Origin of the sequence: Massilia aerilata, assembly GCF_042656905.1 — a bacterium.
GTDB classification, from domain to species: Bacteria; Pseudomonadota; Gammaproteobacteria; order Burkholderiales; family Burkholderiaceae_D; genus Telluria; species Telluria aerilata.
The window spans coordinates 388,995-414,089 of the sequence record NZ_JBHSMZ010000016.1; the positions used below are offsets into that span (position 1 = coordinate 388,995).

The 25,095-nt window shown below is 62.8% G+C and carries 25 protein-coding genes; 13 read left to right on the plus strand and 12 right to left on the minus strand.

Annotated features, from left to right (window positions below; genetic code table 11):
* The first annotated feature begins 90 nt into the window (after positions 1-90).
* Positions 91-1,242 carry a GGDEF domain-containing protein gene (locus tag ACFPO9_RS21210; protein ID WP_379774539.1) on the plus strand — a complete coding sequence of 384 codons (1,152 nt, stop codon included), beginning with the start codon at positions 91-93 and terminating at the stop codon, positions 1,240-1,242.
* 126 nt (positions 1,243-1,368) lie between these two features.
* Here ACFPO9_RS21210 and ACFPO9_RS21215 read toward each other — a convergent pair whose 3' ends face one another.
* From ACFPO9_RS21215 to ACFPO9_RS21230, 4 genes are all read right to left on the minus strand, one after another.
* Positions 1,369-1,953 (minus strand): TerD family protein, encoded by a 585-nt coding sequence (locus tag ACFPO9_RS21215; protein WP_379774541.1) that lies wholly within the window; start codon positions 1,951-1,953, stop codon positions 1,369-1,371.
* 32 nt (positions 1,954-1,985) lie between these two features.
* On the minus strand, positions 1,986-2,684 hold the full coding sequence (locus ACFPO9_RS21220; RefSeq protein ID WP_379774543.1) for a TIGR00266 family protein: 699 nt from the start codon (positions 2,682-2,684) through the stop codon (positions 1,986-1,988).
* 56 nt (positions 2,685-2,740) lie between these two features.
* Positions 2,741-3,316: a TerD family protein gene (locus tag ACFPO9_RS21225; protein ID WP_379774546.1), complete on the minus strand. Its 576-nt coding sequence runs from the start codon at positions 3,314-3,316 to the stop codon at positions 2,741-2,743.
* Positions 3,317-3,391: 75 nt separating this feature from the next.
* A complete protein-coding gene (locus tag ACFPO9_RS21230) occupies positions 3,392-4,462 on the minus strand; it encodes a DUF475 domain-containing protein (RefSeq protein ID WP_379774549.1) in 1,071 nt (356 codons plus the stop codon).
* Between the two features lie 111 nt (positions 4,463-4,573).
* On the opposite strand from ACFPO9_RS21230, the gene nhaR reads away from it, so the two are divergent.
* From nhaR to ACFPO9_RS21275, 9 genes are all read left to right on the plus strand, one after another.
* Complete coding sequence (gene nhaR / locus ACFPO9_RS21235) at positions 4,574-5,461, plus strand: transcriptional activator NhaR (RefSeq protein WP_379774552.1); 888 nt, start codon at positions 4,574-4,576, stop codon at positions 5,459-5,461.
* 45 nt (positions 5,462-5,506) lie between these two features.
* Positions 5,507-6,859 (plus strand): hemolysin family protein, encoded by a 1,353-nt coding sequence (locus ACFPO9_RS21240; protein WP_379774554.1) that lies wholly within the window; start codon positions 5,507-5,509, stop codon positions 6,857-6,859.
* Between the two features lie 148 nt (positions 6,860-7,007).
* Positions 7,008-7,874, plus strand: coding sequence for an ABC transporter ATP-binding protein (locus tag ACFPO9_RS21245; protein ID WP_379774557.1), 867 nt, complete (start codon positions 7,008-7,010; stop codon positions 7,872-7,874).
* The gene (locus ACFPO9_RS21250; RefSeq protein ID WP_379774560.1) at positions 7,871-9,439 is read left to right on the plus strand and encodes a hypothetical protein; all 1,569 of its coding nucleotides are present in this window, start codon (positions 7,871-7,873) and stop codon (positions 9,437-9,439) included. Before ACFPO9_RS21245 ends, ACFPO9_RS21250 begins: the two co-directional genes overlap by 4 nt.
* Before the next feature lie 14 nt (positions 9,440-9,453).
* Positions 9,454-10,527 (plus strand): DUF5694 domain-containing protein, encoded by a 1,074-nt coding sequence (locus tag ACFPO9_RS21255; RefSeq protein ID WP_379774563.1) that lies wholly within the window; start codon positions 9,454-9,456, stop codon positions 10,525-10,527.
* A gap of 101 nt (positions 10,528-10,628) precedes the next feature.
* Positions 10,629-11,114, plus strand: a complete 486-nt coding sequence (locus tag ACFPO9_RS21260; protein ID WP_379774565.1) for a hypothetical protein — start codon at positions 10,629-10,631, stop codon at positions 11,112-11,114.
* Between the two features lie 17 nt (positions 11,115-11,131).
* On the plus strand, positions 11,132-12,169 hold the full coding sequence (locus ACFPO9_RS21265) for a sensor histidine kinase (RefSeq protein WP_379774568.1): 1,038 nt from the start codon (positions 11,132-11,134) through the stop codon (positions 12,167-12,169).
* Entirely contained in the window at positions 12,166-12,924 is a 759-nt protein-coding gene (locus ACFPO9_RS21270; protein WP_379774571.1) for a LytR/AlgR family response regulator transcription factor, read from the plus strand. Before ACFPO9_RS21265 ends, ACFPO9_RS21270 begins: the two co-directional genes overlap by 4 nt.
* Positions 12,924-14,054 carry an acyltransferase family protein gene (locus tag ACFPO9_RS21275; RefSeq protein WP_379774573.1) on the plus strand — a complete coding sequence of 377 codons (1,131 nt, stop codon included), beginning with the start codon at positions 12,924-12,926 and terminating at the stop codon, positions 14,052-14,054. The genes ACFPO9_RS21270 and ACFPO9_RS21275 overlap by 1 nt, the downstream gene beginning before the upstream one ends.
* A 30-nt stretch (positions 14,055-14,084) precedes the next feature.
* Here ACFPO9_RS21275 and ACFPO9_RS21280 read toward each other — a convergent pair whose 3' ends face one another.
* On the minus strand, positions 14,085-14,612 hold the full coding sequence (locus ACFPO9_RS21280) for a GNAT family N-acetyltransferase (protein ID WP_379774576.1): 528 nt from the start codon (positions 14,610-14,612) through the stop codon (positions 14,085-14,087).
* Between the two features lie 241 nt (positions 14,613-14,853).
* Positions 14,854-15,351, minus strand: a complete 498-nt coding sequence (locus tag ACFPO9_RS21285) for an ankyrin repeat domain-containing protein (protein WP_379774578.1) — start codon at positions 15,349-15,351, stop codon at positions 14,854-14,856.
* A 197-nt stretch (positions 15,352-15,548) separates the two neighbouring features.
* On the opposite strand from ACFPO9_RS21285, the gene ACFPO9_RS21290 reads away from it, so the two are divergent.
* A complete protein-coding gene (locus ACFPO9_RS21290) occupies positions 15,549-16,901 on the plus strand; it encodes a transposase (protein ID WP_379775059.1) in 1,353 nt (450 codons plus the stop codon).
* Between the two features lie 841 nt (positions 16,902-17,742).
* Here ACFPO9_RS21290 and ACFPO9_RS21295 read toward each other — a convergent pair.
* Complete coding sequence (locus ACFPO9_RS21295) at positions 17,743-19,557, minus strand: DUF885 domain-containing protein (RefSeq protein ID WP_379774581.1); 1,815 nt, start codon at positions 19,555-19,557, stop codon at positions 17,743-17,745.
* 398 nt (positions 19,558-19,955) lie between these two features.
* On the opposite strand from ACFPO9_RS21295, the gene ACFPO9_RS21300 reads away from it, so the two are divergent.
* Both ACFPO9_RS21300 and ACFPO9_RS21305 read left to right on the plus strand, forming a co-directional pair.
* Positions 19,956-20,270, plus strand: a complete 315-nt coding sequence (locus ACFPO9_RS21300) for an autorepressor SdpR family transcription factor (RefSeq protein ID WP_379774584.1) — start codon at positions 19,956-19,958, stop codon at positions 20,268-20,270.
* Positions 20,267-20,680, plus strand: a complete 414-nt coding sequence (locus ACFPO9_RS21305) for a hypothetical protein (protein ID WP_379774587.1) — start codon at positions 20,267-20,269, stop codon at positions 20,678-20,680. Before ACFPO9_RS21300 ends, ACFPO9_RS21305 begins: the two co-directional genes overlap by 4 nt.
* 514 nt (positions 20,681-21,194) lie before the next feature.
* Here the strand turns inward: ACFPO9_RS21305 and ACFPO9_RS21310 are convergent.
* From ACFPO9_RS21310 to ACFPO9_RS21330, 5 genes are all read right to left on the minus strand, one after another.
* On the minus strand, positions 21,195-21,494 hold the full coding sequence (locus tag ACFPO9_RS21310; protein ID WP_379774589.1) for a hypothetical protein: 300 nt from the start codon (positions 21,492-21,494) through the stop codon (positions 21,195-21,197).
* A 172-nt stretch (positions 21,495-21,666) separates the two neighbouring features.
* Entirely contained in the window at positions 21,667-21,840 is a 174-nt protein-coding gene (locus tag ACFPO9_RS21315; RefSeq protein ID WP_379774591.1) for a hypothetical protein, read from the minus strand.
* Positions 21,841-22,192: 352 nt separating this feature from the next.
* Entirely contained in the window at positions 22,193-22,957 is a 765-nt protein-coding gene (locus ACFPO9_RS21320) for a hypothetical protein (RefSeq protein WP_379774593.1), read from the minus strand.
* Between the two features lie 443 nt (positions 22,958-23,400).
* Positions 23,401-24,468 (minus strand): AI-2E family transporter, encoded by a 1,068-nt coding sequence (locus ACFPO9_RS21325; protein ID WP_379774596.1) that lies wholly within the window; start codon positions 24,466-24,468, stop codon positions 23,401-23,403.
* Between the two features lie 26 nt (positions 24,469-24,494).
* Positions 24,495-25,094, minus strand: coding sequence for an SCO family protein (locus ACFPO9_RS21330; RefSeq protein WP_379774599.1), 600 nt, complete (start codon positions 25,092-25,094; stop codon positions 24,495-24,497).
* Position 25,095: the final 1 nt, after the last annotated feature.

Here is a 25,095-nt window from a genome sequence, read left to right on the forward strand (position 1 = left end):
TCAAGCTTTTTTTGCAAGGGTTAGAAAGCGTGACTATTTCCTTACGTCAATCTGTCAAAATACCGGGCATCCTGTCGTCCAAGCCTCGCCATGTCTTTTTCCTCCCTCGCGCAGATCGCCCCGCTGACCGGCGAGTTCGCGTCACCTGGCAGCGAAACCGCGTTTCTGCACCATCAGCAGCCGCAGACCCAGCCCCTGCTCGGCTTCACGCTGGCCTTTTGCACGCTGTTTTATGTGGCGTTCGCGGTCACCGACCTGGCCGCGCTCGGATTCGGCGAGGCATTCCTGACGCTGTTCAGCGCGCGCATGGTGGTCGCGCTCACGGCTGGCGCCTGCACGTGGCTGGCCTACCGGCGGCCGCTGACGGTGCCCGCGATGCGGCTTGCCGCCTCCGTGGCGGAAGCGGTGGCGCTGGGCTGCTTCATGATCATCGCCATCTACCGTCCGGCGGAATTCCACTGGCACGCGATGTCGCTGGCGATCATGCTGATGGTCGTCTACCTCTACATCCCGAACAGTTTCGTCAATACCCTGTTGCTGGCTTTCTCTTCCACCGCCGTGTTCGTGGCCATCGCCCTGGGCCAGGGCCGGATGAATTTCACCGACGTGGTCACGATGAGCATGCTGCTGTTCCTCACGAACGCCTTCGGCGCGCTGGCGGCGCGGCGCTTCAACCGCATCTCGCGCGAGGAATACCGGGCGCAGGTCGAACTGCGGCATGCGGCCGAACGCGACCACCTGACCGGCTGCCATAACCGGCGCTACCTGCACGAAAAGCTCATGACGCCGCTGGCGCAGCAGGCCCTGTGCCAGCATGCGCGCGTGGCCGTCGTCCTGTGCGACATCGACAACTTCAAGCACATCAACGACAGCCATGGCCACGCCGACGGCGACGAAGTCATACGGAGTTTTGCGCGGCTGCTGGCCGCGATGACGCGCGAAGGCCTGGACAGCGTCATCCGCTACGGCGGCGAGGAATTCCTGGCGGTCCTGCCGGGCGCCACGCTGGACGAGGGCATCGCGCTGGCCGAACGGCTGCGCAGCCGGTTTGCCGCGGCGGCCACCCTGTCGGCCTACGGGCAGGAACACATCCGCACGACCGCCAGCTTCGGTGTCGCGGCCGGCGCCGCCGACATGGAAGATGGCCCGGCGCTGCGCGACCTGATTGCGGCTGCCGACAAGCTGATGTACGAGGCCAAGCGCGGCGGCCGGGACTGCGTGCGCGCCATGCAGGTGCTTTGAGGCCGGAAAAAAAGACGGCTCCGCAAAGGGAGCCGTAAAAGAACCCGGACGCCAAGCCGCCCGGGCCGGGAACGCGCGGACGGAGACGGTGTCCGCGCGGGGAACTACTGGAAACGGTTTATACAGTTATAGATGCGGCGTAATCAGCGGCATCAGGTCGTCGAAGGTGCGGCCACTGCCGTTTTCGCCGATCGCGTGCATCTTCCATTCGCCGTTGTGGCGGTACAGCTTGGCCATGATCTGGGCCGTGTGCGAGCCCTGCACCGACAGGTCGTAGCGCGCGATTTCCTTGCTGCTGCCGGTGTCGAAGATGCGGCAGAAGGCGTTTTCCACGGTCGAGAAGTTCTGGCCCGTGAAGCTGTTCACGGTAAACACCAGCGACTTCACCTGCGGCGGCACGCTGCGCAGGTCGACCACGATCTGCTCGTCGTCGCCCTCGCCGGCGCCGGTGCGGTTGTCGCCGGTGTGGACGATGCTGCCGTCCTTGCTCTTCAGCTGGCGGAACCAGACCACGTCGATGGGGCGGTTGCTCTCGTCGAACAGGACCACCGAGGCGTCCAGGTCGACCGGCTGCCCGGCGCCGCCGCCGAAGCCGAAGAAGCCTTTACTCTTGGCGACGTCCCAGCCCAGGCCCATCGTGACGCGCGACAGCGCGCCGCCGGCTTCCTTCTCCAGCGAGATCTTCTGACCTTTTTGCAGGTTGACTGCCATGGCGATACTCCTTTATGTGTGTTGAGATCCGCTCAGCGCGCCGGCGCCTGCATCCAGGCCTTGAATGCGGCGCGGTTGCGCGAACAGACGTAAATCTTGCCGCGACCCGAGAAGCGCAGGACGATGCCCTCGCCGCTGGTCTGGCTGTTGATCAGGTTGCCCAGGAAGCCGCCGCTGGTGCCGGTCGTGATCGAGACTTCGTAGCGCAGGGTCGAGTCCCAGGCCACGACGTGCGAGTTGTCGATGATCGCGTCCTTGCCCGGTTCGACGTCCAGCACGCTCATCGAGCCGAAGCCCGACACGACCACCTGGCCGGCGCCCTGCGTCTCGGTGACGAAGAAGCCGCCGCTGCCCGCGAACAGGGCGTTGCCCACGCTCTGGGTGCGCACCTTCAGGTCGACGCCGGAACTGGCCGCGACGAAGGCGCCGTCGCTGATGATGTACTGGCTGCCCGCGCCGCAGTCGACGATCTGCATCGCCCCCGGCAGGGTCGGCGAGAGCAGGCAGTCGCCGTCGCCGCGGGTCGCCTCGATGTGCTGCTGGAAGAAGGACTCGCCGTTGGCGAAGGTGCGCATCAGGGCGCTGCCCAGGCCACCGCGCATCTTGCCCTTCAGGTCGAGCGTCGATTCCATCATCACCATCGCATCGGATTCGCAATAGATGGTTTCGCCGTGGCGCATGGACACGTGCAGGAAGGGATCGATATCCCCGGTCACAGTAAATTTAGGCATTTGGCTTGGCTCCCATGGAGGGGGATCGATGTCCCCCTGTCTTGTTGAGAAAAGAATTAAACGTTCACGCCGTAGTTCTTGGCGAGGGGGCCGAGGCCGCCGTTGAAGCCCTGGCCGACCGCGCGGAACTTCCAGTCCGCGCCGTTACGATAGACCTCGCCGAAGATCATCGCGGTTTCGGTCGAGCTGTCTTCCGACAGGTCGTAGCGGGCGATCTCGCTGTTGTTGGCGGCGTTGACGCAGCGGATGAAGGCCTTGCCGACCATGCCGAAGTTCTGGCGGCGGGTATCGCCTTCGTGGATGGTCACGGCCAGCACCACGCGGTCGACGTCGGCCGGCACCTTGCTCAGGTCGATGCCGAGGCTCTCGTCGTCGCCTTCGCCTTCGCCGGTGCGGTTGTCGCCCGAGTGGACGATCGAGCCGTCGGCCGACTTGGCGTTGTTGTAGAAGATGAAGTCGGCGTCCGAGCGCACCTTGCCCGACTGGTTCAGCAGGAACGCGACGCCGTCCAGGTCGAATGCGGCGCCATCGGTGGCGCGCACGTCCCAGCCCAGGCCGACCTTCATGTTGACCAGGCCCGGTGCTTCTTTCGACAGGTTGACGTTGCCGCCTTTTTGCAGACTGATAGCCATTTGAATCTCCTTTTTGGTTGAACACCCTTGGTACTACTGCTGCGAACTGGTGTTCTGCCGTTCGCTGCAGATTCTTTATTTCACGTCCACCAATTCCTTGTGGCCGAGGCCCATCGCTTCCATACGCTTGCGGTAGCGGATCGAGCTCCACACCGAGGCGCCGATGAAGGCCACGCCGGCCAGGCCGGTCACCATCTCGGGCACGTGGTACTTCATACTGGCCAGCATGATGAAAGCCAGGATGCCGATCGCGTAGTGGGCGCCGTGCTCCAGGTAGACGAACTGGTCGAGCGTGCCCTTGTCCACCAGGTAGACCGTCAGCGAACGCACGAACATCGCGCCGATCGCCAGGCCCAGCATGATGATCACGACGTCGTTGGTGATCGCGAAGGCGCCGATCACGCCGTCGAAGCTGAACGATGCATCCAGCACTTCCAGGTACAGGAAGCCGCCGATACCGCCGCGCTTGACCATGTCGCCGACCTCGCCGCCGCCCTCTTCCGACTTCTCGAGCATGTTCGACAGCACATCGACGCCGACGTAGATCAGGATGCCCCACAGGCCCGACATCAGCACCACCATCTTCTGGCCCTCGGCCACCATGGACAGGCTGGCCATCAGGGCGCCGATCGCGATCATCACCGAGATCGAGGACACCTTGCCCAGCGAACCGAGCTTCTCCTCGAAGTGGCCCAGCCAGTGGTGTTCCTTCTCGTCGTCGAACAGGAAGTTCAGGAAGACCAGCAGCAGGAACATGCCGCCGAAGGCCGCCACCTCGGCGTGGTGGTTGGTCAGGTGCATCGAGTACTCTTTCGGGTTCTCCAGCGCCATCTTCCAGACGTCGCCCATGCCCAGGTCGGCCGCCACCGCGACGATCACCAGCGGGAACAGCAGGCGCATGCCGAACACGGCGATGATGATGCCCACGCCAAGGAACAGCTTCTTCCAGAATTCGTCCCAGGTCTTCAGCACCGAGGCGTTCACCACCGCGTTATCGAAGGACAGCGAGACTTCCATCACGGCCAGGATGGCGGCGATGCCGACCGCGGTCAGCGCCGTGGACAGGCCGCCGTGCGTATAGCCCCACCATGCCGATGCAGCCAGGCAGAGTGCGGTGACAATGAATGACACCCGAAAATGTTTCATCTTGGTTGGTCCCTTGGTTTGTGTCGTTGTTGATATAGCGCAGTGTAGAGGGGTGACGGGAAAGGAAAAAGCGAAGATAATGAGAGTATTACTTCGAAAAATACTGAGACAATGAAGAGTGACCTGAATTTCCGCCATCTCTACTACTTCTGGGTGGTCGCCAAGGAAGGCGGCATCACACGCGCCGCCGAGCGCCTGGGCCTGGCCGTGCAGACCGTCAGTTCGCAGCTGACCCTGCTCGAGCAATCGCTGGGCAAGACCCTGTTCTCGCAGCAGGGCCGGCGCCTGGTGCTGACCGAGGCCGGGCGGGTGGCGATGAACTACGCCGACCAGATCTTCCTGCTCGGCCTGCAGATGCAGGAAGCGGTGACGGAGGCGGACAGCGGGCGGGTGCGGCTGTCGGTCGGCATCTCGGATTCCCTGCCCAAGCTGTCAGCCTACCGCATGCTGGAAGCGGCGATGAACATCGAAAAGAAGGTGCGCCTGGTCTGCTACGAAGACAACTTCGATGCCCTGCTGGCCGACCTCGCCCTGCACAAGCTGGACGTGGTGCTGACCGACCGCGAAGTGCAGCCGGGCAGCGCGCTGAAGGTATTCAGCCACCAGTTGTTCTCGAGCGAGATGCTGGTGGTGGGCTTGCCCGGACTGGCGGCCGAGTGGGGGAAGGATTTCCCGAAGAATTTGAACGGCGCGCCCTTCCTGCTGCCGACGCGTAATAATGCCCTGCGCGGCAAGATCGACGAATGGTTCCTGCAGGCCAATGTAAAACCGGACGTGGTCGGCGAATTCGAGGACAACGCCCTGCTCAACACTTTCGGACGGCGCGGCCTCGGCCTGTTCTTCGCGCCGGCGGCGCTGGCCGCCGACATCGAAGCCCAGTTCGGCGCGGTGCAGGCTGGCGCGGTGCCGGGCGTGCGCGAGCAGTTCTACGTGATCTCGAACGAACGCAAGATCAAGCATCCGGCGGTCGAGGCCATCCTCGCGGCGGGAGCGGCCTAGCTGTACAATGGTGCCGGCATTGCCTGTTGATTAACCTACATCTGTATGCAAAATATATTACTTGTCGTTCTGGCGCTGTTGCTGGTGGTGCTGAACGGCTTCTTCGTGGCGGCCGAATTCGGTATCGTCACGCTGCGCAAGACCCGCGTGCGCGCAATTGCGAAAAGCGGCGGCCTGCGCGGCCGCATCCTCTACAAGGTCCATAGCCAGCTCGACGCCTACCTGTCGGCCTGCCAGCTCGGCATCACCCTCGCCTCGCTGGGCCTGGGCTGGGTCGGCGAACCGGCCTTCGCGCGCATCCTCGAACCGGCCTTCGCCCTGCTCGGCGTGACCAACGAACAGCTGATCCACGGCGTGTCCTTCGTGATCGCCTTCGGCGTGATCTCCTTCCTGCACATCGTGGTGGGCGAGCTGGCGCCGAAGTCGCTGGCGATCCGCATTCCGGAAGCGGTGGGCCTGTGGAGCGCGCTGCCGCTGTACGGCTTCTACTGGGCGATGTACCCGGCGATCTGGCTGCTGAACGCCAGCGCCAACATGGTGCTGCGCGTGGCCGGCCTGTCCGGCGCCGGCAGCCACGAAACCCATTACTCGAACGACGAACTGAAGCTGATCCTGCGTACGAACACCAGTACCACGGGCGAAAAGGAAAAGTTCACCCACGACGAGCGCCACATCCTGGCGCAGTCGCTGGAATTCGGCGAGCACTCGGTGGCGGACCTGATGCGGCCGATTAACGAGGTCAGCGCGCTGTACGCCAGCCGCTCGCTCGAACAGAACCTCGATGCGATGCGCCGCAACCGCTTCTCGCGCTATCCCTACTTCGACGAGGAAGGCGAGGAAGTGCTGGGCGTGATCCACATGAAGGACCTGTTCTTCGCCCAGCAAGGCGGCAAGATCGTATCAAGCCTGACGGAATACCTGCGCCCGGTCGAGACCATCTCGGCGCGCACCCCGGCCCTCGAACTGTTCCGCCGCTTCCGCACCGGTGCGCCGCACTTCGCGCTGATCGGCGAAAAGGGCAAGCGTCCGGTGGGCTTCATCACGCTCGACAACCTGCTGGGCGCCATCGTCGGCGAGATCCGCGACGAGTTCAAGGTCAACGAGAACGACTGGATCCGCCAGGCGGACGGCACCTTCATCGGCAAGGCCAGCCTGCCCATCGTCTCGCTCGAGCGCGTGATGGGCATCGACATCGACAACGAGGCGATGGGCCTCGATGAGGTCGAATCGGTGGGCGGCCTGCTGATGGCCAAGCTGGGCGACATCCCCAAGCAGGGCCAGCGCATCGAGTTCCCGCGCTTCGACGTGGTGGTCAAGAAGACCAACGGGCCGCGCATCCTGCTGGTGAAGGTCATCCCGCGCCTCGAACGCGGCGCGGATGAGGACGATCTGGACTGATCCCACTTGCGGCCGAAGTCCGGCCACACCGAGGGGCAAGTTCGGCGGCTTACCGTTCATACCGCCAAACCTACACTCTGTCGCATCGCGGACACCCGCACGCCTGCTCCGGCCTACAGTAGCGTATCCCCACCGGTCGGAGCGCATCATGCTGGAACTGCAGGACGTCACCAAAACCTTCGGCAAACAGGTCACGGCGGTCGCCGGCCTGTCGCTGCGCCTCGAACCAGGCGTGGTCGGCCTGATCGGCCACAACGGCGCCGGCAAGACCACGCTGATGCAGATGATCGCCACGCTGGCCAAGCCGACCAGCGGCAGCATCCTGTTCGACGGCCAGGACATCGTCGCCAAACCGGAGACGATCCGGCGCCGCCTGGGCTACCTGCCACAGGACTTCGGCGTCTACCGCAACGTCTCGGCGCTCGAATTCATGCAGTACTTCGCGGCACTGAAGGGCGTGCGCGATCCCGCCCGCATCCGCCGCCTGCTCGAACTGGTCAACCTGCACGACCAGGCCGGGCGCCAGGCCAGCAGCTTCTCGGGCGGCATGCTGCGCCGCCTCGGCATCGCCCAGGCCCTGCTGAACGACCCGGACGTGCTGGTGGTCGACGAACCCACCGCCGGCCTCGATCCGGAAGAGCGGCTGCGCTTCCGCAACCTGCTGGCGGAGCTGGGCTTCGACAAGCTGGTCATCATCTCGACCCACATCGTGTCCGACGTCGAGAGTATCGCCGGCCAGCTGGCCATCATGCGCAACGGCCGCCTGGTCGCCTGCGACACGCCGGATGCGATCCTCGGCCGCGCGCGCGGCCAGGTGTGGGCCGCGAATGTCGACAGCGACGAATACGAGCGCCTGCGCGCCACCACCCACGTGCTGCACGCGGCGCGCCAGGGCGGCCGGATGGCGCTGCGGATCGCCCATCCCAGCCTGCCCTGCGCCGGCGCCCAGCCGTCCGAGCCGAGCCTGGAGGAAGCGCTGATGGCGCAGCGCTATGCGGTGAAGGAAGCCGCATGAAAGAGAAGATGAGCGCGCACGCCGTCCGCACCCTGGCGCTGCTGGAAGCGCGGCTGCGCCTGCGCCGGCTGTCGACGCTGGTGACGCTGCTCGTTGTGGTGGCGATCAGCTGGCTGGTGATTTCGGACCCGGCGGGCGGCCACACCTTGATCTCGGCCGGCGGCGCGCGCGTGCGCTACACGAGTTCCGCGCTGGCGCTGGGCAGCGCTTCGCAGGCGACCCTGCTGTTCGCGCTGGCCGGCTTCTACCTGCTGCGCGGGCGCATGGCCGAAGACCTGCGCAGCGGCCTGGGCGGCGTGATCGGCGCCAGCCAGGCCGGCAACGCCTTGTGCATCATCGGCCGCTGGTGCGGCGGCGTGCTCTACCTGGCCGCGCTGGCCGGCGCCTTCATGGCCACCGTGCTGGTCTGCCACGCCGTGCGCGGCGAGGGGCCGATCGAGCCGCTGGTCTACCTGCAGACCTATCTGCTGGTGCTGGGACCGATGATCCTGTTCACCGCCGGCTGCGCCATGCTGTTCGACAGTTGGGCGCCGCTGATGGGCAAGCGCGGCGACCTGCTGTACTTCCTGCTCTGGGTCGGCCAGATGGCGATGCTGCCCGCGGTGACCGAAAGCGCGGGGCCGCCGGCCGCGATCCCCGTCGACTTCAGCGGCATGAGCGCCATCGTCACCCTGTTCTCGCACCACCTGGACATCCACAGCATCATGCTCGGGATCGGCGATTTCGATCCGAAGCGCGCGCCGGTCACGCTGCCCGCGTGGATGTGGGATGGCGCGACGATCGCGATCCGTTGCGTCACGGCGCTGCTGGCCTGCCTGCCGCTGCTGGCGGCGGTGCGCCTGTTCCACCGCTATTCGCCCGACCGCGTCAAGCCGGCGCGCTCGCGCGCACGCCGTTCGCCACTGGCCCTGCTCAACGGCTGGCTGCGCCCGCTGGCGCGCCTGGCGCAGCCGATGTTCGCGCTGTCCGCGCGCCTGCCGGGGATTGCCGGCCAGGCCCTGGCCGACGTCGCCCTGACCCTGGCCACGGCGCCGGCGGCGATCGCCCTGTTGCTGGCGGCATCGGTGGCGGCGTTGGCCGTCGACCTGCACGCGCTGCCGCCGCTGGCCCTGGCCTGCGTGGCCTGCTGGGGCGTGCTGGTGAGCGACCTGCCGACCCGCGACGGCGATGCCGGCTGCGCCCTGCTCGGCGCCGCCGTCGCCGGCGGCAGCACGCGCCGCTACTGGCGCCAGCTGGCGGCCATCGCCGTCCTGGGCCTGATGTTCACCGGCGTGGCCATGCTGCGCCTGGCCGCATCGAGCCCGCTGCGCGCCGCCGCCCTGCTGGCCGGCGTGTTGGCGCTGGCCGCTTTGGCCAGCCTGCTGGGCCGCAGCAGCGGTACCGGGCGTACCTTCCTGGTGCTGTTCCTGCTCGGGCTGTACATCGGCGTCCAGGTCGACAACGTGGCGCTGGCCGACGTGGTCGGCTTCCACGGCACGGCGACCATCGCCTCGGTGCTGACCTGGCTTGGTATCGGATTCACCGCCGCCTGGGGCGGGCAAGTTTGGAACCGCAAGCTGTCATGAAAGGAAACGATCAAATGCTGAAACGCGTAAGCGGCCTGATGGCGGCTGCCGCCCTGCTGTGCGCCGCCACCGCGCACGCCCAGGACATCTTCGATCCGAGCAAGCTGAAAGGCCCGGCGAAAGCTGTGCCGAACGAGGTGCTGGTGCTCGGCACGGCCCATCTGTCGGGACTGAAGGAACCCTTCCAGCCGGCCAGCCTGCGCCTGCTGAACGAACGGCTGGCCGCCTGGAAGCCGCGCATCATCGCCATCGAGGCGCTGTCCGGCATGCAGTGCGACCATGCGCGCCGCTTCCCGCACCGCTACAAGGACACCGTGACGGACTATTGCTGGGACCCGGCGCCGGCGCGCGCCGCCACCGGCCTGGACGTGCCGGCAGCAAGCGCCGAAGCCGAACGCCTGCTGGCCGCCTGGCCGGCCTCGCCTTCCCCATCGCAGCGGCGCCGCCTGGCCGCGGTGTTCCTGGCCGGCGGCGAGCGCGCCTCGGCGCTGGTGCAGTGGCTGCGCCTGCCGGAAGCCGAGCGCCATGCCGGCGATGGCATCGACGAGAGCCTGGTCGCGGTGCTCGAGAAGCAGCGCAGCCGGCGTAACGAAGACACCCTGATCGCGGCGCCGGTGGCCGCCGCGCTGGGCCTGGAGCGGGTGGTCGCGATGGACGACCACACCGCGGACATCATGGTCGCCGACGAGAAGGGCTGGGGCGAGGCGATCGGCAAGGCCTGGAACAACGCCACGAATGCCAGCCGCAAGCAGCGCGACCAGGCCCTGCACGCGAAACTCGGCGATGCCGAAGGCGTGCTGGCGCTGTACCGTGCCTACAACGAGCCGGCCCAGGCGAAACTCGTGTTCGACGGCGACTTCGGCGCGGCACTCGAGGAAGGCTCGCCGCAGCAGTTCGGCCGCCAGTACGTCGGCTTCTGGGAGACCCGCAACCTGCGCATGGCCTCGAACATCCGCGACGCCATCGCGGCGCAGCCGGGCGGCCGCACCCTGGTCATCGTCGGCGCTTCGCACAAGGGCTACCTGGAGGCCTACCTGCACCAGATGCACGATGTCCGCATCGTCGACGCCTTGCAGGTGCTGCGCTAAGACTCACCGTTCACCGCAAGCCATGCACGGGTCGGCGCATGCCGCTGGACCGCCGGCCCGCTGCCATCTAACTTGGAGACTTTTCCATCCAAGGAGTCTTCATGCGCGTCTTCGCCTCTTCCCTCCTGCTCGCAGCCTGCCTGGCCGGTCCGGCCCATGCCGCCGACAATGCCCGCGCGGCCGATGTGGCGGCGATCAATCAGGTCGTCGAACAGTTCAAGGCAGCCATCATCGCCCATGACGGCAAGACCCTGTCCGGCCTGTTCCTGCAGGACCACGACAGCTGGCTGACAGTGGCCGACGACAAGATGTGGGCCGAAGTCAAGCCGCGCCATCCGGCCGCACGCAAGTGGATGGCCGACTCCCGGCGCAAGTTCGTCGACTTCGTCCAGACCAGCGCCAAACCCATCGAGGAACGCTTCTACAACGTGCGCATCGACACCAATGGCGCGATCGGTTCGGTCTGGTTCGACTTCGATTTCCTCGACGACGGCAAAGTCACCAACCGCGGCAGCGAAACCTGGCAGATGGTGCGCGACGACGATGGCTGGAAAATCGCCGCCATGCTGTATTCGATGGGTAAGTAAGACGCTAGAATTGCCGGATGAAAGTCGAAACGCCGCTGCTCGTCCCCATGCTCGCCGCCCTGCCGGTGTGCGCCTGCATGGCCATCCTCGGGCTGCCATCCGTCGGCCACGGCTACGCCACCGCCTTCCGCACGCTTTACTTCGTCGCCTGCCTGGCCTGGCTGGCGCCGCTGGCGATGCTGCAGCGGGCGGCGTGGCGGCGCGAATGGCGCTGGCTGCCGACGGCGCTGATGCTGCTGGCGGCGAGCTATGCGATGTCGGTCTTCAATTCCCTGCTCGGCCAGCGCCTGGCGATCGAACTCGGGCTGGAAACCGGCTACCAATGGGGCCAGCTGTTCGCGGGCCTGGACAGCTGCTGGCTGGCCCTGATCGCCTTCTGCGCGGTGCACGCGGTGGCGGCCTACTATCTGTCGCTGCAGCGCGCCCAACTGCAGCTCGCGCAGGCGCAGGCGGCCGCGCGCGACGCCGAACTGCGCGCGCTGCGCCTGCAGGTCAATCCCCACTTCCTGTTCAACTCCCTGAACGCGATCTCCGGGCTGGTGTCAAACCAGGCCAACCGCGAAGCCAAGCGCATGCTCGCCTGCGTGTCCGACTTCCTGCGCGCCACCCTCGCCCATGACGGCCGCCACGAGCATTCGCTGGCCGAGGAACTGGCGCTGACGGAGGCCTATCTGGAAATCGAAAAGGCGCGCCTCGGCGAACGCCTGCGCCTGACGATGAAGGCCGGCCCCGACCTGCTCGACAGCGCCGTGCCCTACCTGATGCTGCAGCCGCTGGTCGAGAACGCGATCCGCCACGGCATTGCGCCGCTGGCCACGCCCGGCCGGCTCGACATCCGCGTCGAACGCGAGGCCGCGCGCCTGCTGGTCGAAGTGCGCAACGACGGCCGCCAGCCCGCGCAGGAAAGCGCCGGCGGCATCGGCCTGGCGAACGTCGGCCAGCGCCTGCGCCACCTGTACGGCGAGGCCCAGCAGGTCGATGCCGGCTGGGACGAGGACGGCCGCTTCGGCGTGCGCATCGCCTTGCCCCTGCGCTGCATGGACGCCGCAGTATGAACGCGAGCCTCGGGAAGATCCGGGTCGCCATCGTCGACGATGAGCCGCTGGCGCGGCTGGCGGTCAAGGTCCGGCTTGCCCAGCGCAGCGAATTCGAACTGGTCGCGGAATACGGCGACGGCGACAGCGCTCTAGAGGGCATCGCGGCGCTGCGCCCGGACCTGGTGTTCATGGACGTCCAGATGCCGGGCAAGAGCGGCATCGAGGTGCTGGCGGCGCTGCCGCCGCGCCAGCGTCCGATGGCGGTCCTGCTGACCGCCTGGGACAATTTCGCGCTGCAGGCCTTCGACCTGGCCGCCATCGACTACCTGCTGAAACCCGTCGACGACGAGCGCCTGGACGAAGCCCTGGACCGCGCGCTGCGCGCCTGGCCCTATCGCCGCAACGACAGCGCCGCGCCGGCGCAATGGACGCGCAGCTTCACGGTGCGCAGCGGCGCGCGCACGGTGCTGGTGCCGGCCGGCGAAGTCGAACGCATCGAGGCCGACGGCGACTATGCCACCCTGCACACCGGCGGCAAGACCTGGCTGGTGCGCGAGCGCCTGCATACCCTGGCGACGCAGCTCGACCCGCACCTGTTCCAGCGCGTGCACCGCTCGACCATCGTGCGGCTCGACATGATCGCCGAGCTGCGCGCCCTCACCAACCGCGACGCCCTGCTGCGCCTGCGCGACGGCAGCCTGCTGCGCGCCAGCCGCACCTACATGCCGGCGCTCGCGGATGCACTCGACCACCTCAACAAGAAAACCGCCTGATGCGCCCTGCTTTCGACAACACCCGGCTCAAGGGCCTGGACACCTTGCGCGCGCTCGCCATCGCGCTGGTGCTGCTGACCCACTACAACGGCTTCGTCGCCCGCGATTCCATCTTCGGCTTCATCGGCGACGTCGGCTGGGCCGGCGTCGACCTGTTCTTCGTCCTGAGCGGCTACCTGATCGGCAACCAGCTGCTGGCGCCCGCCGCGCGCGGCGAGCCGCTGGCGCTGAAGGCCTTCTTCGCGCGCCGCCTGCTGCGCACGCTGCCGAACTATTATGTGGTGCTGGCCGTCTACCTGCTGCTGCCGCACAGCGTCATCTGGGGCAAGAGCATGGCGCCGGCCTGGCGCTACTTCAGCTTCACCCAGAACTTCGGCCTGCGCTACGGAGAAACCTTCACGCATTCCTGGTCGCTGTGCATTGAAGAGCAGTTTTATCTGGTGCTGCCGCTGGTGGTGATGGCGCTGGTGGGCACGCGGCGCTCGCCACGCCTGCTGTGGTGCGCCATCGTTGCGGCCATCGGCGCCGGCATGGCCACGCGCGGGATCGGCTTCATGAACGGCCAGGAGGCGTTTTCGGCGCCGGCCTACTACTCGACCTGGGCCCGCTTCGACGAGCTGCTGCCCGGCGTCGCCATCGCCGTGCTGAAGAATTTTCATCGCGGCCTGTTCGACTGTCTGCTGAAGCATGGGAACGCACTGCTGGCGGCGGGCCTTGTCATGGCGGGCGCGGTGCTGTACGGCGTGCGCTACGAGGCGCCGAATCCCTTCCTGGCCTCGACCTTCGGCTTCTCGCTGACGGCGATGAGCTTCGCCCTGCTGACCTGCGCGGCGCTCAGCCCTTCGTCGCTGCTGAACCGTGTGCGGGTACCCGGCGCGGCCAGCCTGGCGCTGTGGTCGTATGCGGTCTACCTGGTGCACAAGCCGGTGTTCATGGCGCTGCGGCCGGCACTGGAAAGCCGTGGTATCGATCCTGCCGCGCCGCTGACCATCGTGGCGGTGATGGCGGCCGGGATCTGCGGCGGCTGGCTGCTGTACCGGCTGGTGGAGATGCCGTTCATGCGGCTGCGGGCGCGGTGGTTCCCGGCGGCGGCGGCGCTCCCTGCATCTCCCGTTTTACGATCGGTTTGAGCTTTCATAAAAATCGAGAAACAGGGCGTATCAAGGCCCCTCCTCCCGCTCACGCGTATAAACGCCGACCGCTTTGCCGTGTATCTCGGTTTCCGCTTCATAAGCCAGGCCGAGGCGCCCGGCAACCCGCAGCGACGATTCATTGGCTGAAGCGATGAGCGCCCGCACTTTGGGTTCGCGCCGGATCTCGAGCGCATGCTTCATGGCCGCCACCGCCGCTTCGTTCGCGAATCCCTGGCCCCAAAAGGCGCGATAGGTATTCCAGCCAAGCTCCATCACCGTGGATTCCTCGCGAAAGAATGCGCCGACTGTCCCGACGAGCCGGCCTGTCCGCTTTTCCTCGACGGCCCACCATCCGGCGCCATGTATCAGCCATAGTCCCGCTTGGGAACAGAAGATTCGCCATGCGGTGTGACGATCGACCAGGCCCAGGTGGGCCGCGCTGACCGGGTCGGCCAAATGCGCGGCGAATGCGTCAAAGTCCTCGCGTCGATATTCGCGGAGCAAGAGGCGTTCCGTGTGAAGGTATGGAAGAGAAGTGACGAACTCGCTATTCATGCGCTGGATTCCATGTATTGGTGTCGGATAAGCCGTCCATTGCCGGCGACACGATGCGATTCGCGGCGCTGGTCTTCTTTCACCCGATTCGACTTGGTGGCGGTCGGCGTCAGTGTTCTGGCTCGTTCATGCGCAGGTCTAGTCTGGGGGCTTTCAAAGCAGCTTAGCATGTTGCCAATCTTTAAATCTGGCAGATTGTCACGGCCGTTTGCTTTCGACCCGTTGGGGACGTTCGTGTGTTTCATACTTCTTGAAGTCGAGTGCGCAGGAAGTGAACGATTTTGGTCTTCCCCATCTCCAGCGCAAAGGCTGAAGCGTCCATGTTTTTCATAGATTCCCCCGTGTACGCCACCGTAGTGTCAATTCCGCGCTCAACAAGCAGCCGGACAATTTCTAGACTGCCGCTATGGATTGCGCTGAACAAAGGGTTACGCTCTGGCTCACTTACGTCCATCTGAGCCCCGAGACGTAGAAGCAGTTGTACCGCTCCCAACCGGGCATCAGACGCTGCTTCGTTAAGTGCTGTGCCCCCGAGAATGCCGCCACGAGCTTCAATGTCGGCTCCTCGTTCGAGAAGCAGATTGATCATCTGCTCGTCGCCAAGACGGGCAGCGACATGCAAGAGTGGGCCAAAAGGTGTCATTGCACCTACCAGCGTAGGGTCGCTGTCCAGGAAACCACTTAAAGCGTCGAAGTCACTATTCTTGATGGCGTCGTAAGCCGGTTTAGATTTATGCATCCGTTGTCACTCGGTTGGCGTATGTCCGCTGTTGGCCGAACTCGGCCGTTGGGCCAGCATAGCACGTTGCAAAGCTGCAAAAGTCACAGGCGGCCACGACCGGCAGGAATCGACCTATTCCGTTGAAAAACTTCCCTTGATGCCAGCTCTGTCAACGCCTACCGTTATCTAGGTAAAGCGCGAAGACGGAGGCCATGATGATGGGACATCAGGCAACGAGGCGGGAGCTGTTCGTCATGATCAGTCTAGACGAATACGTTCCCGAAGACCATCTGCTGAGAGCGGTAGATCGGTATCTCGACTTAAGCGAATTTCGGCTGTGCCTAGCCGACTCTTATAGTCATACTGGGCGACCATCAATCGATCCAGAACTGCTGGCACGGATGCTGATCATTGGCTACTGTTACGGGATTCGATCGGAGCGTCGGTTATGCGAAGAAGTCGGCATGAACCTGGCGTACCGTTGGTTCTGCAGACTAGGACTAAGGGACAAGGTTCCGGATCACTCGAGCTTTTCGAAGAATCGACATGGGCGTTTTCGCGATCACGACGCTTTTCGCCAGCTGTTCGATTCCGTTCTTCGGCGCTGTATGGCGGAAGGTTTAGTGCAGGGCGAAGGGTTTGCCACCGACGCGAGCATGATCAAAGCTGACGTCCAACGCCAACGATCTCGTTCAGGCGATACCGATATCGACTGGGGCGATCCAGCGCAGGCAAGCCGGCCGGTGCGTGAGTATTTGGCAGCGCTGGAGCAGGCAAATCCAGTATCGCCGCCGAAACGAATTTCTCTGACCGATCCGAGTGCAACCTGGACTGCCGCTGCAGGGCCAGCTATTTTTGCTTACTCAACGAATTATCTGATCGATTTAAAGGTCGGGGTGATTGTCGATGTCGAAGCCTCGGCAGTGACCAAGACAGCCGAAGTCGAAGCCACCAAGACCATGATCAATCGAGTGGAAGAGAAATATGCCATGAAGCCACGGCGCCTGGTGGGCGACACGAACTATGGCGTGGCTGCCATGCTAGGGTGGCTGGTCGACGAAAAGGGAATCGCCCCGCATGTGCCGGTATGGGACAAATCCGAGCATCACGATGGCACTTTCAGTCGCACCGACTTTACCTTCGATGCCGCAAACAACCGGTATGTTTGCCCTGCCGGAAAATATTTGAAACCGGCTCAGCGCAGTCAACAGAAAAATCCGTTTCGCTATCGTGCCAGCTTGTACGACTGCCAGGTTTGTCAGCTAAAACCGAGGTGCTGTCCCAACATGATCATTCGTAAAATCGACCGCAGTCCGCATGAGCCTGCGCGCGACGTGGCCAGAGCGATCGGTAAAACGCCGGCCTATCGCGAATCGCGTCGGGAGCGAAAGAAGGTGGAGATGCTGTTTGCCCACCTCAAACGCATTCTCAAGCTCAGGCAATTGCGCTTGCGTGGGCCCAGCGGTGCCCATGATGAGTTTCTGCTCGCGGCGACGGTGCAAAATCTTCGTCGAATGGCTAAAAACCTGATACCGACACGGCGAAACGAGAATCTAGTGATGAGTTAGCCAAACCAAGATGGGCCAGCCGCTCGTCCTTCCTGTACAGTTACTTCATCAAGGACTGCTGCTTGCCCAAGAGTTTTTCAACACAATAGACCCAGAGCGGACGGTCATATGGCCCGAAGCTGTTCTCGCCGAGGCGCTTATGAACTCGCGAATTGGCTGTAGTTTTCTCTAAGATTTTCCACGGCGACGTCGGGTCCATTCCTCCGTAGCTGATCTGCAACCAGTCCGATGAATGCCCTTGCCGCTTCTAGGCGAAGACCTGCGATTTCGCGTGGCATCCAGTCGTCGTTTAGCGCCTCCTCGTATAGATCAACTACCGTCAATAGATAGCGCCCAGTGTCCGACGTCCGGTATGTACCGAGCGAAGTGGGATTGCCTACACGCTCGTCTAGAGTAGCCACTCGCGCCGAGCCAGGAGTATCAACGGACTCCCACCGCCACGATGAGTACATATCCTCTGCTTCGTCAGCAATATGCTTGCTCACCTCGTCTTGCATGAACAGACTCCTCAAATGACTGCTCCTGGCCGGGTGCCGCCCTCCAGGGTACGGCAGAAACCGACCCTAAGTGGACTTAGCGAACTAGAACTCAAAGCCAACAAAAATCGAACACGCCGGAGTTGATCAGTCTCTCGTGTCTATCTGAACTGCTCGTCTAGCCAGGCCTTGAGCGCGTCCATATTTTGTCGGCGGCTCAAGAAGTCATGCACCAACTGGTCCGTCGGGCCGTATATCGCCGATCGCAGCTTCCGCAACGGTCCGATCGAACCGGAGGCGCCGCTGAGAAGACGGGACTTCAGCCTCCTGCAGCAGAAGTTCACCCTTACTGCCGGCCGCACGATTTACTTCGAAGCGGCAATCCAGCGGTCGACCCTGTCCTCGAGCACGGCTAGCGGCATGGCGCCATCGCCGATCACGACCGCATGGAAGGCCGGCAGCGAAAACTTCGGACCCAGGGCGTTTGCCGCGCGCTGGCGCAGCTCGGCGATCTTGAGCGCGCCGACCTTGTAGCCGAGCGCCTGTCCGGGCCAGGCCATGTAGCGCTCGATTGCATTCCTGGCCACGGCCTCGCTGTAGCCGTTGGTCTCGCGCAGATAGGCGATGGCTTGTTCGCGGCTCCAGCCTTTGGCGTGCATACCGGTGTCGACCACTAGGCGCGAGGCGCGTAGCAGAGACTCGTTCAGGTGGCCGAAGTACTGAGCGGGATCCCCGTACAGGCCCATTTCGCGGCCCAGCGTTTCGGCATACAAGGCCCAGCCCTCGCCGTAGGCGTTGTTGCCGCCGAAGCGGCGGAAATCGGGCTTGGGCTTTTCCAGGTTCAGCGCATGCTGGAAATGGTGGCCCGGCCGTCCTTCATGCAGGAACAGGCTAGTCATCTGCGTGCTGTCGTAGGTGCGCGGGTCGTTGACCACCGTCCAGAAAATGCCCGGACGTTTACCATCGAGGCTGGGCGCGGTGTAGTGGTCCGATGCAGTCGCGCGCGTAAGTTCGGGTTCGAGGCGCTCCTGGAGAGGCGTGCGCGGCACGAGCGTGAACAAGGCCGGCAGTTTGGCCGACAGCCGCGCGTCCAGTTGCTGGTACACCTCGAGAATTTCCTGGTCGGTCTTGAACGGCTTGTATCTAGGCTGCGCGGCCACCCATTTCGGCAGCCCCGCCGGTGGCCCGTCATACCCGAGCTTCGGGCCGACCTCGGCGAACTGCTGCTGGATCCGAGCGACCTCGGCCAGGCCAAGCGCATGGATAGCGTCGGCGCTCATCGCCGTCGTCGTGTTGGTCGCGATCTGGTACTGGTACCACCGGGCGCCGTTCGGCAAGCTGCCCAGCCCCGTACTCGCGCGTCCGGCGGGCAGGTATTCCTGTTCGAGGAAACGCGCAAGCCGTGCCAGCGCGGGATTCAGGTGTTGGTCTATTTCGGCGGTGTAGGCCGCCGTCAGCGCGCGCCGGTCCGCATCCTGGAAGCTGGCCGGCATATTCGTGACAGGTGCATAGAACGGGCTGTCTTTTGCCGTCGGCTTCGCCAGCGCTTGGTATTGCGGCAGCGCGGAGACGATCAGTGCCTTGGGCAGCACGATGCCTTGCTTGATGCCTTCGCGCATGTTCGCGATGGCCTGGTCGATCCACGGTGTCAATTGACTGATGCGCTTGAGGAAAGCCCAGGATCGCGCCGGGGTGTCGATGCTTTGGAAGGACTTGCCGTCCGCGAGATTGGCCAGCAACAGCGGCATGCTGAACATCATCTGGTTGATCGGCATGAGGTGGTCAGGGAACTGCAATGCCTCCAACTCGTCCTTCAGCTGGAAGTCGAGGATGTCATAGCTCAGGCGATCCTCGCTCCCGAGCTGGCCGGCAGCAATCGCATGCAAGCGCTGCGCCTGCTTGCGGAGTTCGGCGGCACGGCGTGTACGGTTGGCTGGAGAGATACTCAAGCCAAGCTGGTCGTCGAAGCGGCTATCGGCGTGAAAAGTAGCGACGATCGGTTCGAAGCGGGCCTGGCCCTGGTAATAGTCGTCGGCAAGCTTGCTGAGTGCTGCCGCCCCGCCAGGCTGCGCGATCGCCTTGCTCGCCGGGGCGGCAGCGGCATGCGTTGGCGCCGCGTTGGCGAAGGCCAGGGTCAATGCGACGACGGCGGTTTTCAGAAAGGTGCGAGATGCCATCATGGGTGTCTTAGTTAAATTAAAAGAGTAACAACCACAATACGATATCTCAGTATCACTCTTCGTAAGGAAAATATTTACGAACGACAAGCGAAAGCATTCTGGTCAGAAGTAGTTGTGCATCCTGTCTCATTTCTTCGGTTCCCATCCGTTAAAGTGAAAGTGCCACAGTTTCTGAAGTAACAGTGTCCCCCGCCGGTGGGGGCAGAAGCTGCCTGCCGCTGGCTGGATGGCCGAGTTCGTCCAGGGTAAGGCAGGAACCGACCCATTCCGGACGGTCGTGGCATCCAAACGATGAAAATGCTCCCAGTTGACTTCCAACGATAGCGACTCCAGGGCAATGCGTGACCGCCCAAGCAGAAACTTCTTGCTATATTTCGACGTTTAGCTAACAATCAATTATGACCTCGATCTTCAAGGCACTCGCCGATCCAACTCGCCGCCAGGTACTGCAAATGCTGCGGACCGGGCCGATGGGTGCTGGCGCCCTGGCCGACGCCTTCGATGTGTCTAAGCCGACGATGTCGGCGCACTTCGCAGTGTTGGTGGCGGCAGACCTGATCGAGGCAGAGAAGAGCGGGCGCACAATAATGTACCGGTTGAAGATGTCGGTGCTCGAGGAGGCGCTCATGGGTTTTGCACAGGCGTTCGGGTTGCAGCTTACGCCGGAGACGCCGACCACAACTGCCAAAAGGCAACCAAAGGAGAAATCATGATCTCGGGCCATCCGATTCGCCGTCCATTGTGGATCGCTGCGATCTACCTATTGACATCCGTGGTGCTCAACGCGCTCCGGCAGCATCAAATTCTCAGCGCCGAGATGGTCGAACGACTGATGGGCATGCTGATGGGCGCGGTGGTGGTCGTCTCCGCGAACGCAATCCCTAAAAAGTTGGTGCCGCTGACGCGTTTGTCCTGCGATCCGGCACGAGAACAGACCCTTCGTCGCCTCGGCGCTTGGACGCTAGTGCTAGGCGGGCTTGGTTGGACGCTCGCGTACGCAATAGCGCCGATCACGATCGCAAGCACGCTGGCCATTTGCTTGCTGGCGCCGGCTTTATTCGTTGTGGCGGGCATCACGGCGCGTTGTGCCTGGAGGCGCTATAGCGCCCGGGGCAGTATTTAGTAGCGCATAGTTCTTAAGGGCACTGCGTCGGAAGCGCAGCCGTCGAGTCAGACAGCCGATTTCAGTGTTTGTCGAACGACTGCTCCTGGCCGAGTCCTGCCGACCGCGACAGGCCGGAGCCGACCCAGAGCGGACCTAGTGGGCGGTAGAAGAGGTTACTGGCGAGCCGGTGCTACTCCAGCCATCACTGAAACCATGGGCGAAGTCGCTCCAAGTGCCGCAAGCGAGCCACAAAAAGGCTGCAATCGTAAGTAGCGCGCGGTTGTTTTTCTTAAAGCCGAAGATCAGCAGGACAGCGCCTGCAACGAAGAAGAGCAGAGTGATAACTGACATTATTCCCTTTAATTTTTACCGTGTTTGAATTGTGGAACGTCCTGCTTGTGCTTGGCAAGAGCCTGGCATGACCGTCCGCTCTTGGCCGAACCCGGCCGTTCAACCCAGCATATCAGGCTGCTCACGCAGAAAGGTTACGGACTATAACAAGCGACCGGAATCGACCCATAGCAGACGTTTGTTACTTCTTCGCTTTCTTTTCTAAGACTTCGCCCAGAGGAGTGTCCGAGCACTTACGCCAGTATCGAGGCTCCGTACCCCGAATAAGATTTTCAACAGCATCCAAAGTGTCGCTGCTTTCAACGCCAACTGCTCTTGTGAGAACTTGATCCTGCTTGTGCCGCTCCGTACGGTTCGCTCGTGCTTTAGCTAACGGGATGTTTTTGCGTGACGACTTGTTGTTTTCGCCATATGTGTTACGACGATCTTTCTCATAGCTGAGGCGTTTTTTCTCTTGAGGAGTTTTGGGTTGAACTGACATGTATCTCTCCCTTTCAAATCCGCAGCTGAGGGCGCGCTCCTGGTCGATTGCTGGCGTCTTGTAGAGGCTGATTCCGACCCAGAGCAGACGTACGGTTATGCATACACGGTCACGCAGCAGTATGTGCGATCACCGCATATACGCTGTGTGGCTAACAACACCGTACCTGAACTTACTTCATACCAAGCTTCTCTGTATTACTGCGGCTGTTGCGATTCGCAGGTATATCCATTGCATTTGCGCTTTGGCTTTTTCTCGTTAAATTTTCGGGTCTATCGGCTGCAGAAATTGCAAACGTGATTTTTTCTTTAGCAGCGTTTATTGCTGGTCTTTGGTTTGCTTTCACCCCATTCGCCAAGTTATTCAATTGGCGTATCATAATGACTCCAACATTCTTGATCGCGCTGAAAGAATTGAATGTACAGATGGAGATTGTTCGGGAACCGCATCCAACGCCAGGGAACTCCGGCACCATTCGATTAATTCGTTACGCGGGTGCGTGCCCGGTATGCCACGCAAAAGTCGAGCTTGCAGAAGGGGGGAAAGAGTTTCCTAATCGGCTAGTCGGGCGATGTAGAGAAAGCCCAGCCGAGCATCTCTACAGCTTTGACCGCTTCACATGTCGAGGACGAAGTTTACGCTGACATACGGGCACCGTACGGCTACTAGCTAAGCTTTTTTGATACGGCCCAGGCTTACTATTTAGCTGTTTCAACAGTGGGATGAGCTTCGCTGACGACTACTCGGTTGCCCGCCAGAGTTCTCAACGTGTTGAGAAACTGCCCATCTTTGATTGGTGGATTGACGCCCACAATCTTTCCAACTCCCGCATTGATTATCGCACCGACCAGAAGTGTCGCGATTGTTCCCCCAACTGCACCCGTTGCCGCTGCCTGTCGCGTGCTAACTGCACTACTTTGCACTTGCTTGTTGCCAATCACATACCCAGCTGAACCTTCGATTGCTCCGGCAGTTGTGAAGGTCACCAAATCAATTTTTTGTGTACTGGCGTCCTTTCGAAACGCCACTTCCGAGCAACTGGAAGCCTGAGTGACTTGGGGAGACACATCTGCGGTCGAAAAGTATGAATACAACGTGATCGGCTTAGCTGCATCATTTGGAACGTAGAAACCGCCGTCCGTCGTTGTGGCTTGTCCAGGGAAAGGACCTCCATTTTTTCCCTTAACTGAAATACCGCCTATGGGACCGCGGAAATAGCTGCCATTAGCGTCGGCCTTTTCTGACCAATAGGGTCCTTTTTCGAGTCTGGTAGTCCACTGCACATCGAACGGTCCATATAACGCCGTCACCTCGAGGGGCTCACTTAAAAAAATGCATGTGATTTCCTGAGGTGTGCCCAAGTCGTTTGAATTTTTCGGATTCGATGCGGCATATGCAGGCGATCCTGCAATAAGCAGGATGGAGGTCAATACACGCAGGCTGAGCGGCGAAGAGAAAATCATTAGATGAAATTATTGAAATAACCAGCTGAAAAAAACATGGGTCTATATTTGGCAGAACATTCTTTCCGTAAAGCGATCTCTTGAATGTCCACATCGCGCGCAGCACCTGGCATGGGCTGTCCGGAATACCTACTGAACGTCATGAGGCTTCAGAAGATGGGAAGAACCGCGGCTATGGTCTCGCTGTTAAACGGAACGTGTGATCCTCCGCTGTTGGCCGAACCCGGCCGTTAGGACCAGCATAGCAGGTTGCTGGAGTAGAAAAGTCACGGAGTGTCACGACCGGCGGCGTCCTCGAAAGACTTTAAACTACGAAACACCTGCGCAACGATTTAATGAATACCTTGCATTGACCGATTGAATGCAGCCGACAGCAGACGTTGTCAACGAAGAGCTTCCTTGGTACCAACCCTCAAAACAAGCGTGCCGTTCCGCGGCCTGCATCAACGCCCCTCCCCCGCCTGCTTCACGATCGGATTCCGCGTATGGGTCCACCCGCTCATCAAGGAATACCCCACCGCCAGCAAGGTCGGCCCGATGAACAGCCCGACAAAGCCGAACGCGATCACGCCGCCCAGCACGCCCAGTAAGGTCAGCAGGAAGGGCAGACTCGACCCGCGGCTGATCAGCATCGGCCGCACCACGTTGTCGACGCCGCTGATCACGAAGAAGCCCCACACCAGCATGAAGATGCCCCAGCCGGTGCTGCCCTGGGCGAACAGCCAGACCGCCGCGCCGCCCCAGATGACGGGCGGGCCGACCGGGATCAGCGAAGACACGAACACCAGCACCGACAGCAGCAGCACGGCCGGCACGCCGGCGATGGCGAAGCCGATCGCCGCCACCAGGGCCTGGGCCAGGGCCGTGCCCAGCAGGCCGTACATCACGCCGCGCACGGTGTTGGCGACGGTGTCGGTGACCGCCTCGGCTTCCTCGTTCATGATGCGCTTCATGGCGGCGGCGATCACGGTCTTCAGCGCTTCGCCGTCGCGGTAGAAGAAGAAGCTGACGAAGGCTGCCAGCGCCATCTGGACCACGCCGGTACCGAGTACGAGGCCGCCGGCCACCAGCACATTGCGCGCCGGCTCGGCCATGCGCTTCGCGAGCTCCATCATGCGGTCGCGGCTGGCCAGCAGCTCATTTAGATAGGTATGCAGTTGTTCGCCGACCAGCGGCAGGCCGCGCACCCACGCCGGCGGATGCAGGTCGCCGGCGCTGAGCTTGCGCAGCTCTTCGAAGGCGGCGGCGGCGTTGTCGGCGAGGTTCCAGGCGACCAGGGCCAGCGGGATCACCACCAGCAGGGTCAGCGTGAGGGTCATGGTCAGCGCGGCCAGCGTGCGGCGGCCGCGCATGCGCGTTCTCAGCCGCAGGTAGAGGGGCCAGGACGAGATGACGACGGCGGCCGCGAACAGGATCGCGGCCAGGAAGGGACGCAGGACATACAGGCAGCCTAGCGTGAGGAGGATGACGGCAGCGGCGCGGGTTGTGTTCTTTCCTGGTCGCTGATCCATCCCTTACCCCGATATTCTTGACGATATCAGGATAATAGCTGCTTGATGTCGTGGACGATTGCGTCGGCCCCACCGCCGTGGCGGATGAACAGGCGCAGCCTGCCGTCGCGGTCGAACACATAGCTGCCGGCCATGTGGTCGATGGTGTAGCTGCCCGGGTCCTTGCCCGGCACCTTCGAGTAGAACACCTTGAAGTCCTTGGCCGTCTTCGCGGTCTGCGCCAAGGTGCCGTACAGGCCGACGAAGCGCTTGTCGAAGGCCGGCACGTAGCTGGCCAGCAGCGGCTGGGTGTCGCGTTCGGGGTCGAGGGTGATGAACAGCACCTGCACCTGGTCGGCCTGCGGGCCGAGCTTCTGCATCACGCCGGCCATTTCCGCCATCGTGGTCGGGCAGACGTCCGGGCACTGGGTGTAGCCGAAGAAGACCAGCACCACCTTGCCCTTGTAGTCGGCCAGGGTGCGCGGCTTGCCGGTGTGGTCGGTGAGCGAGAAGCCCTTGGCGTAATCGAGGCCGGTAACGTCGGTGTTCTGGAAGCTGGCGGCCTGCTTGCCCGGCAGCTTGTCGCATGCGGTGAGAGAAAGCGTCAGGGCACAGGCGGCGACAAGAAGGGGCAGCAGTTTTCGCATA

What these genes read in the sequence shown, in the direction of transcription:
- ACFPO9_RS21210 (WP_379774539.1), top strand. Translation starts at nt 91, where the DNA reads ATGTCTTTTTCCTCCCTCGCGCAGATCGCCCCGCTGACCGGCGAGTTC.
- ACFPO9_RS21215 (WP_379774541.1), bottom strand. Translation starts at nt 1,953, where the DNA reads ATGGCAGTCAACCTGCAAAAAGGTCAGAAGATCTCGCTGGAGAAGGAA.
- ACFPO9_RS21220 (WP_379774543.1), bottom strand. Translation starts at nt 2,684, where the DNA reads ATGCCTAAATTTACTGTGACCGGGGATATCGATCCCTTCCTGCACGTG.
- ACFPO9_RS21225 (WP_379774546.1), bottom strand. Translation starts at nt 3,316, where the DNA reads ATGGCTATCAGTCTGCAAAAAGGCGGCAACGTCAACCTGTCGAAAGAA.
- ACFPO9_RS21230 (WP_379774549.1), bottom strand. Translation starts at nt 4,462, where the DNA reads ATGAAACATTTTCGGGTGTCATTCATTGTCACCGCACTCTGCCTGGCT.
- nhaR (WP_379774552.1), top strand. Translation starts at nt 4,574, where the DNA reads ATGAAGAGTGACCTGAATTTCCGCCATCTCTACTACTTCTGGGTGGTC.
- ACFPO9_RS21240 (WP_379774554.1), top strand. Translation starts at nt 5,507, where the DNA reads ATGCAAAATATATTACTTGTCGTTCTGGCGCTGTTGCTGGTGGTGCTG.
- ACFPO9_RS21245 (WP_379774557.1), top strand. Translation starts at nt 7,008, where the DNA reads ATGCTGGAACTGCAGGACGTCACCAAAACCTTCGGCAAACAGGTCACG.
- ACFPO9_RS21250 (WP_379774560.1), top strand. Translation starts at nt 7,871, where the DNA reads ATGAAAGAGAAGATGAGCGCGCACGCCGTCCGCACCCTGGCGCTGCTG.
- ACFPO9_RS21255 (WP_379774563.1), top strand. Translation starts at nt 9,454, where the DNA reads ATGCTGAAACGCGTAAGCGGCCTGATGGCGGCTGCCGCCCTGCTGTGC.
- ACFPO9_RS21260 (WP_379774565.1), top strand. Translation starts at nt 10,629, where the DNA reads ATGCGCGTCTTCGCCTCTTCCCTCCTGCTCGCAGCCTGCCTGGCCGGT.
- ACFPO9_RS21265 (WP_379774568.1), top strand. Translation starts at nt 11,132, where the DNA reads ATGAAAGTCGAAACGCCGCTGCTCGTCCCCATGCTCGCCGCCCTGCCG.
- ACFPO9_RS21270 (WP_379774571.1), top strand. Translation starts at nt 12,166, where the DNA reads ATGAACGCGAGCCTCGGGAAGATCCGGGTCGCCATCGTCGACGATGAG.
- ACFPO9_RS21275 (WP_379774573.1), top strand. Translation starts at nt 12,924, where the DNA reads ATGCGCCCTGCTTTCGACAACACCCGGCTCAAGGGCCTGGACACCTTG.
- ACFPO9_RS21280 (WP_379774576.1), bottom strand. Translation starts at nt 14,612, where the DNA reads ATGAATAGCGAGTTCGTCACTTCTCTTCCATACCTTCACACGGAACGC.
- ACFPO9_RS21285 (WP_379774578.1), bottom strand. Translation starts at nt 15,351, where the DNA reads ATGCATAAATCTAAACCGGCTTACGACGCCATCAAGAATAGTGACTTC.
- ACFPO9_RS21290 (WP_379775059.1), top strand. Translation starts at nt 15,549, where the DNA reads ATGATGGGACATCAGGCAACGAGGCGGGAGCTGTTCGTCATGATCAGT.
- ACFPO9_RS21295 (WP_379774581.1), bottom strand. Translation starts at nt 19,557, where the DNA reads ATGATGGCATCTCGCACCTTTCTGAAAACCGCCGTCGTCGCATTGACC.
- ACFPO9_RS21300 (WP_379774584.1), top strand. Translation starts at nt 19,956, where the DNA reads ATGACCTCGATCTTCAAGGCACTCGCCGATCCAACTCGCCGCCAGGTA.
- ACFPO9_RS21305 (WP_379774587.1), top strand. Translation starts at nt 20,267, where the DNA reads ATGATCTCGGGCCATCCGATTCGCCGTCCATTGTGGATCGCTGCGATC.
- ACFPO9_RS21310 (WP_379774589.1), bottom strand. Translation starts at nt 21,494, where the DNA reads ATGTCAGTTCAACCCAAAACTCCTCAAGAGAAAAAACGCCTCAGCTAT.
- ACFPO9_RS21320 (WP_379774593.1), bottom strand. Translation starts at nt 22,957, where the DNA reads ATGATTTTCTCTTCGCCGCTCAGCCTGCGTGTATTGACCTCCATCCTG.
- ACFPO9_RS21325 (WP_379774596.1), bottom strand. Translation starts at nt 24,468, where the DNA reads ATGGATCAGCGACCAGGAAAGAACACAACCCGCGCCGCTGCCGTCATC.
- ACFPO9_RS21330 (WP_379774599.1), bottom strand. Translation starts at nt 25,094, where the DNA reads ATGCGAAAACTGCTGCCCCTTCTTGTCGCCGCCTGTGCCCTGACGCTT.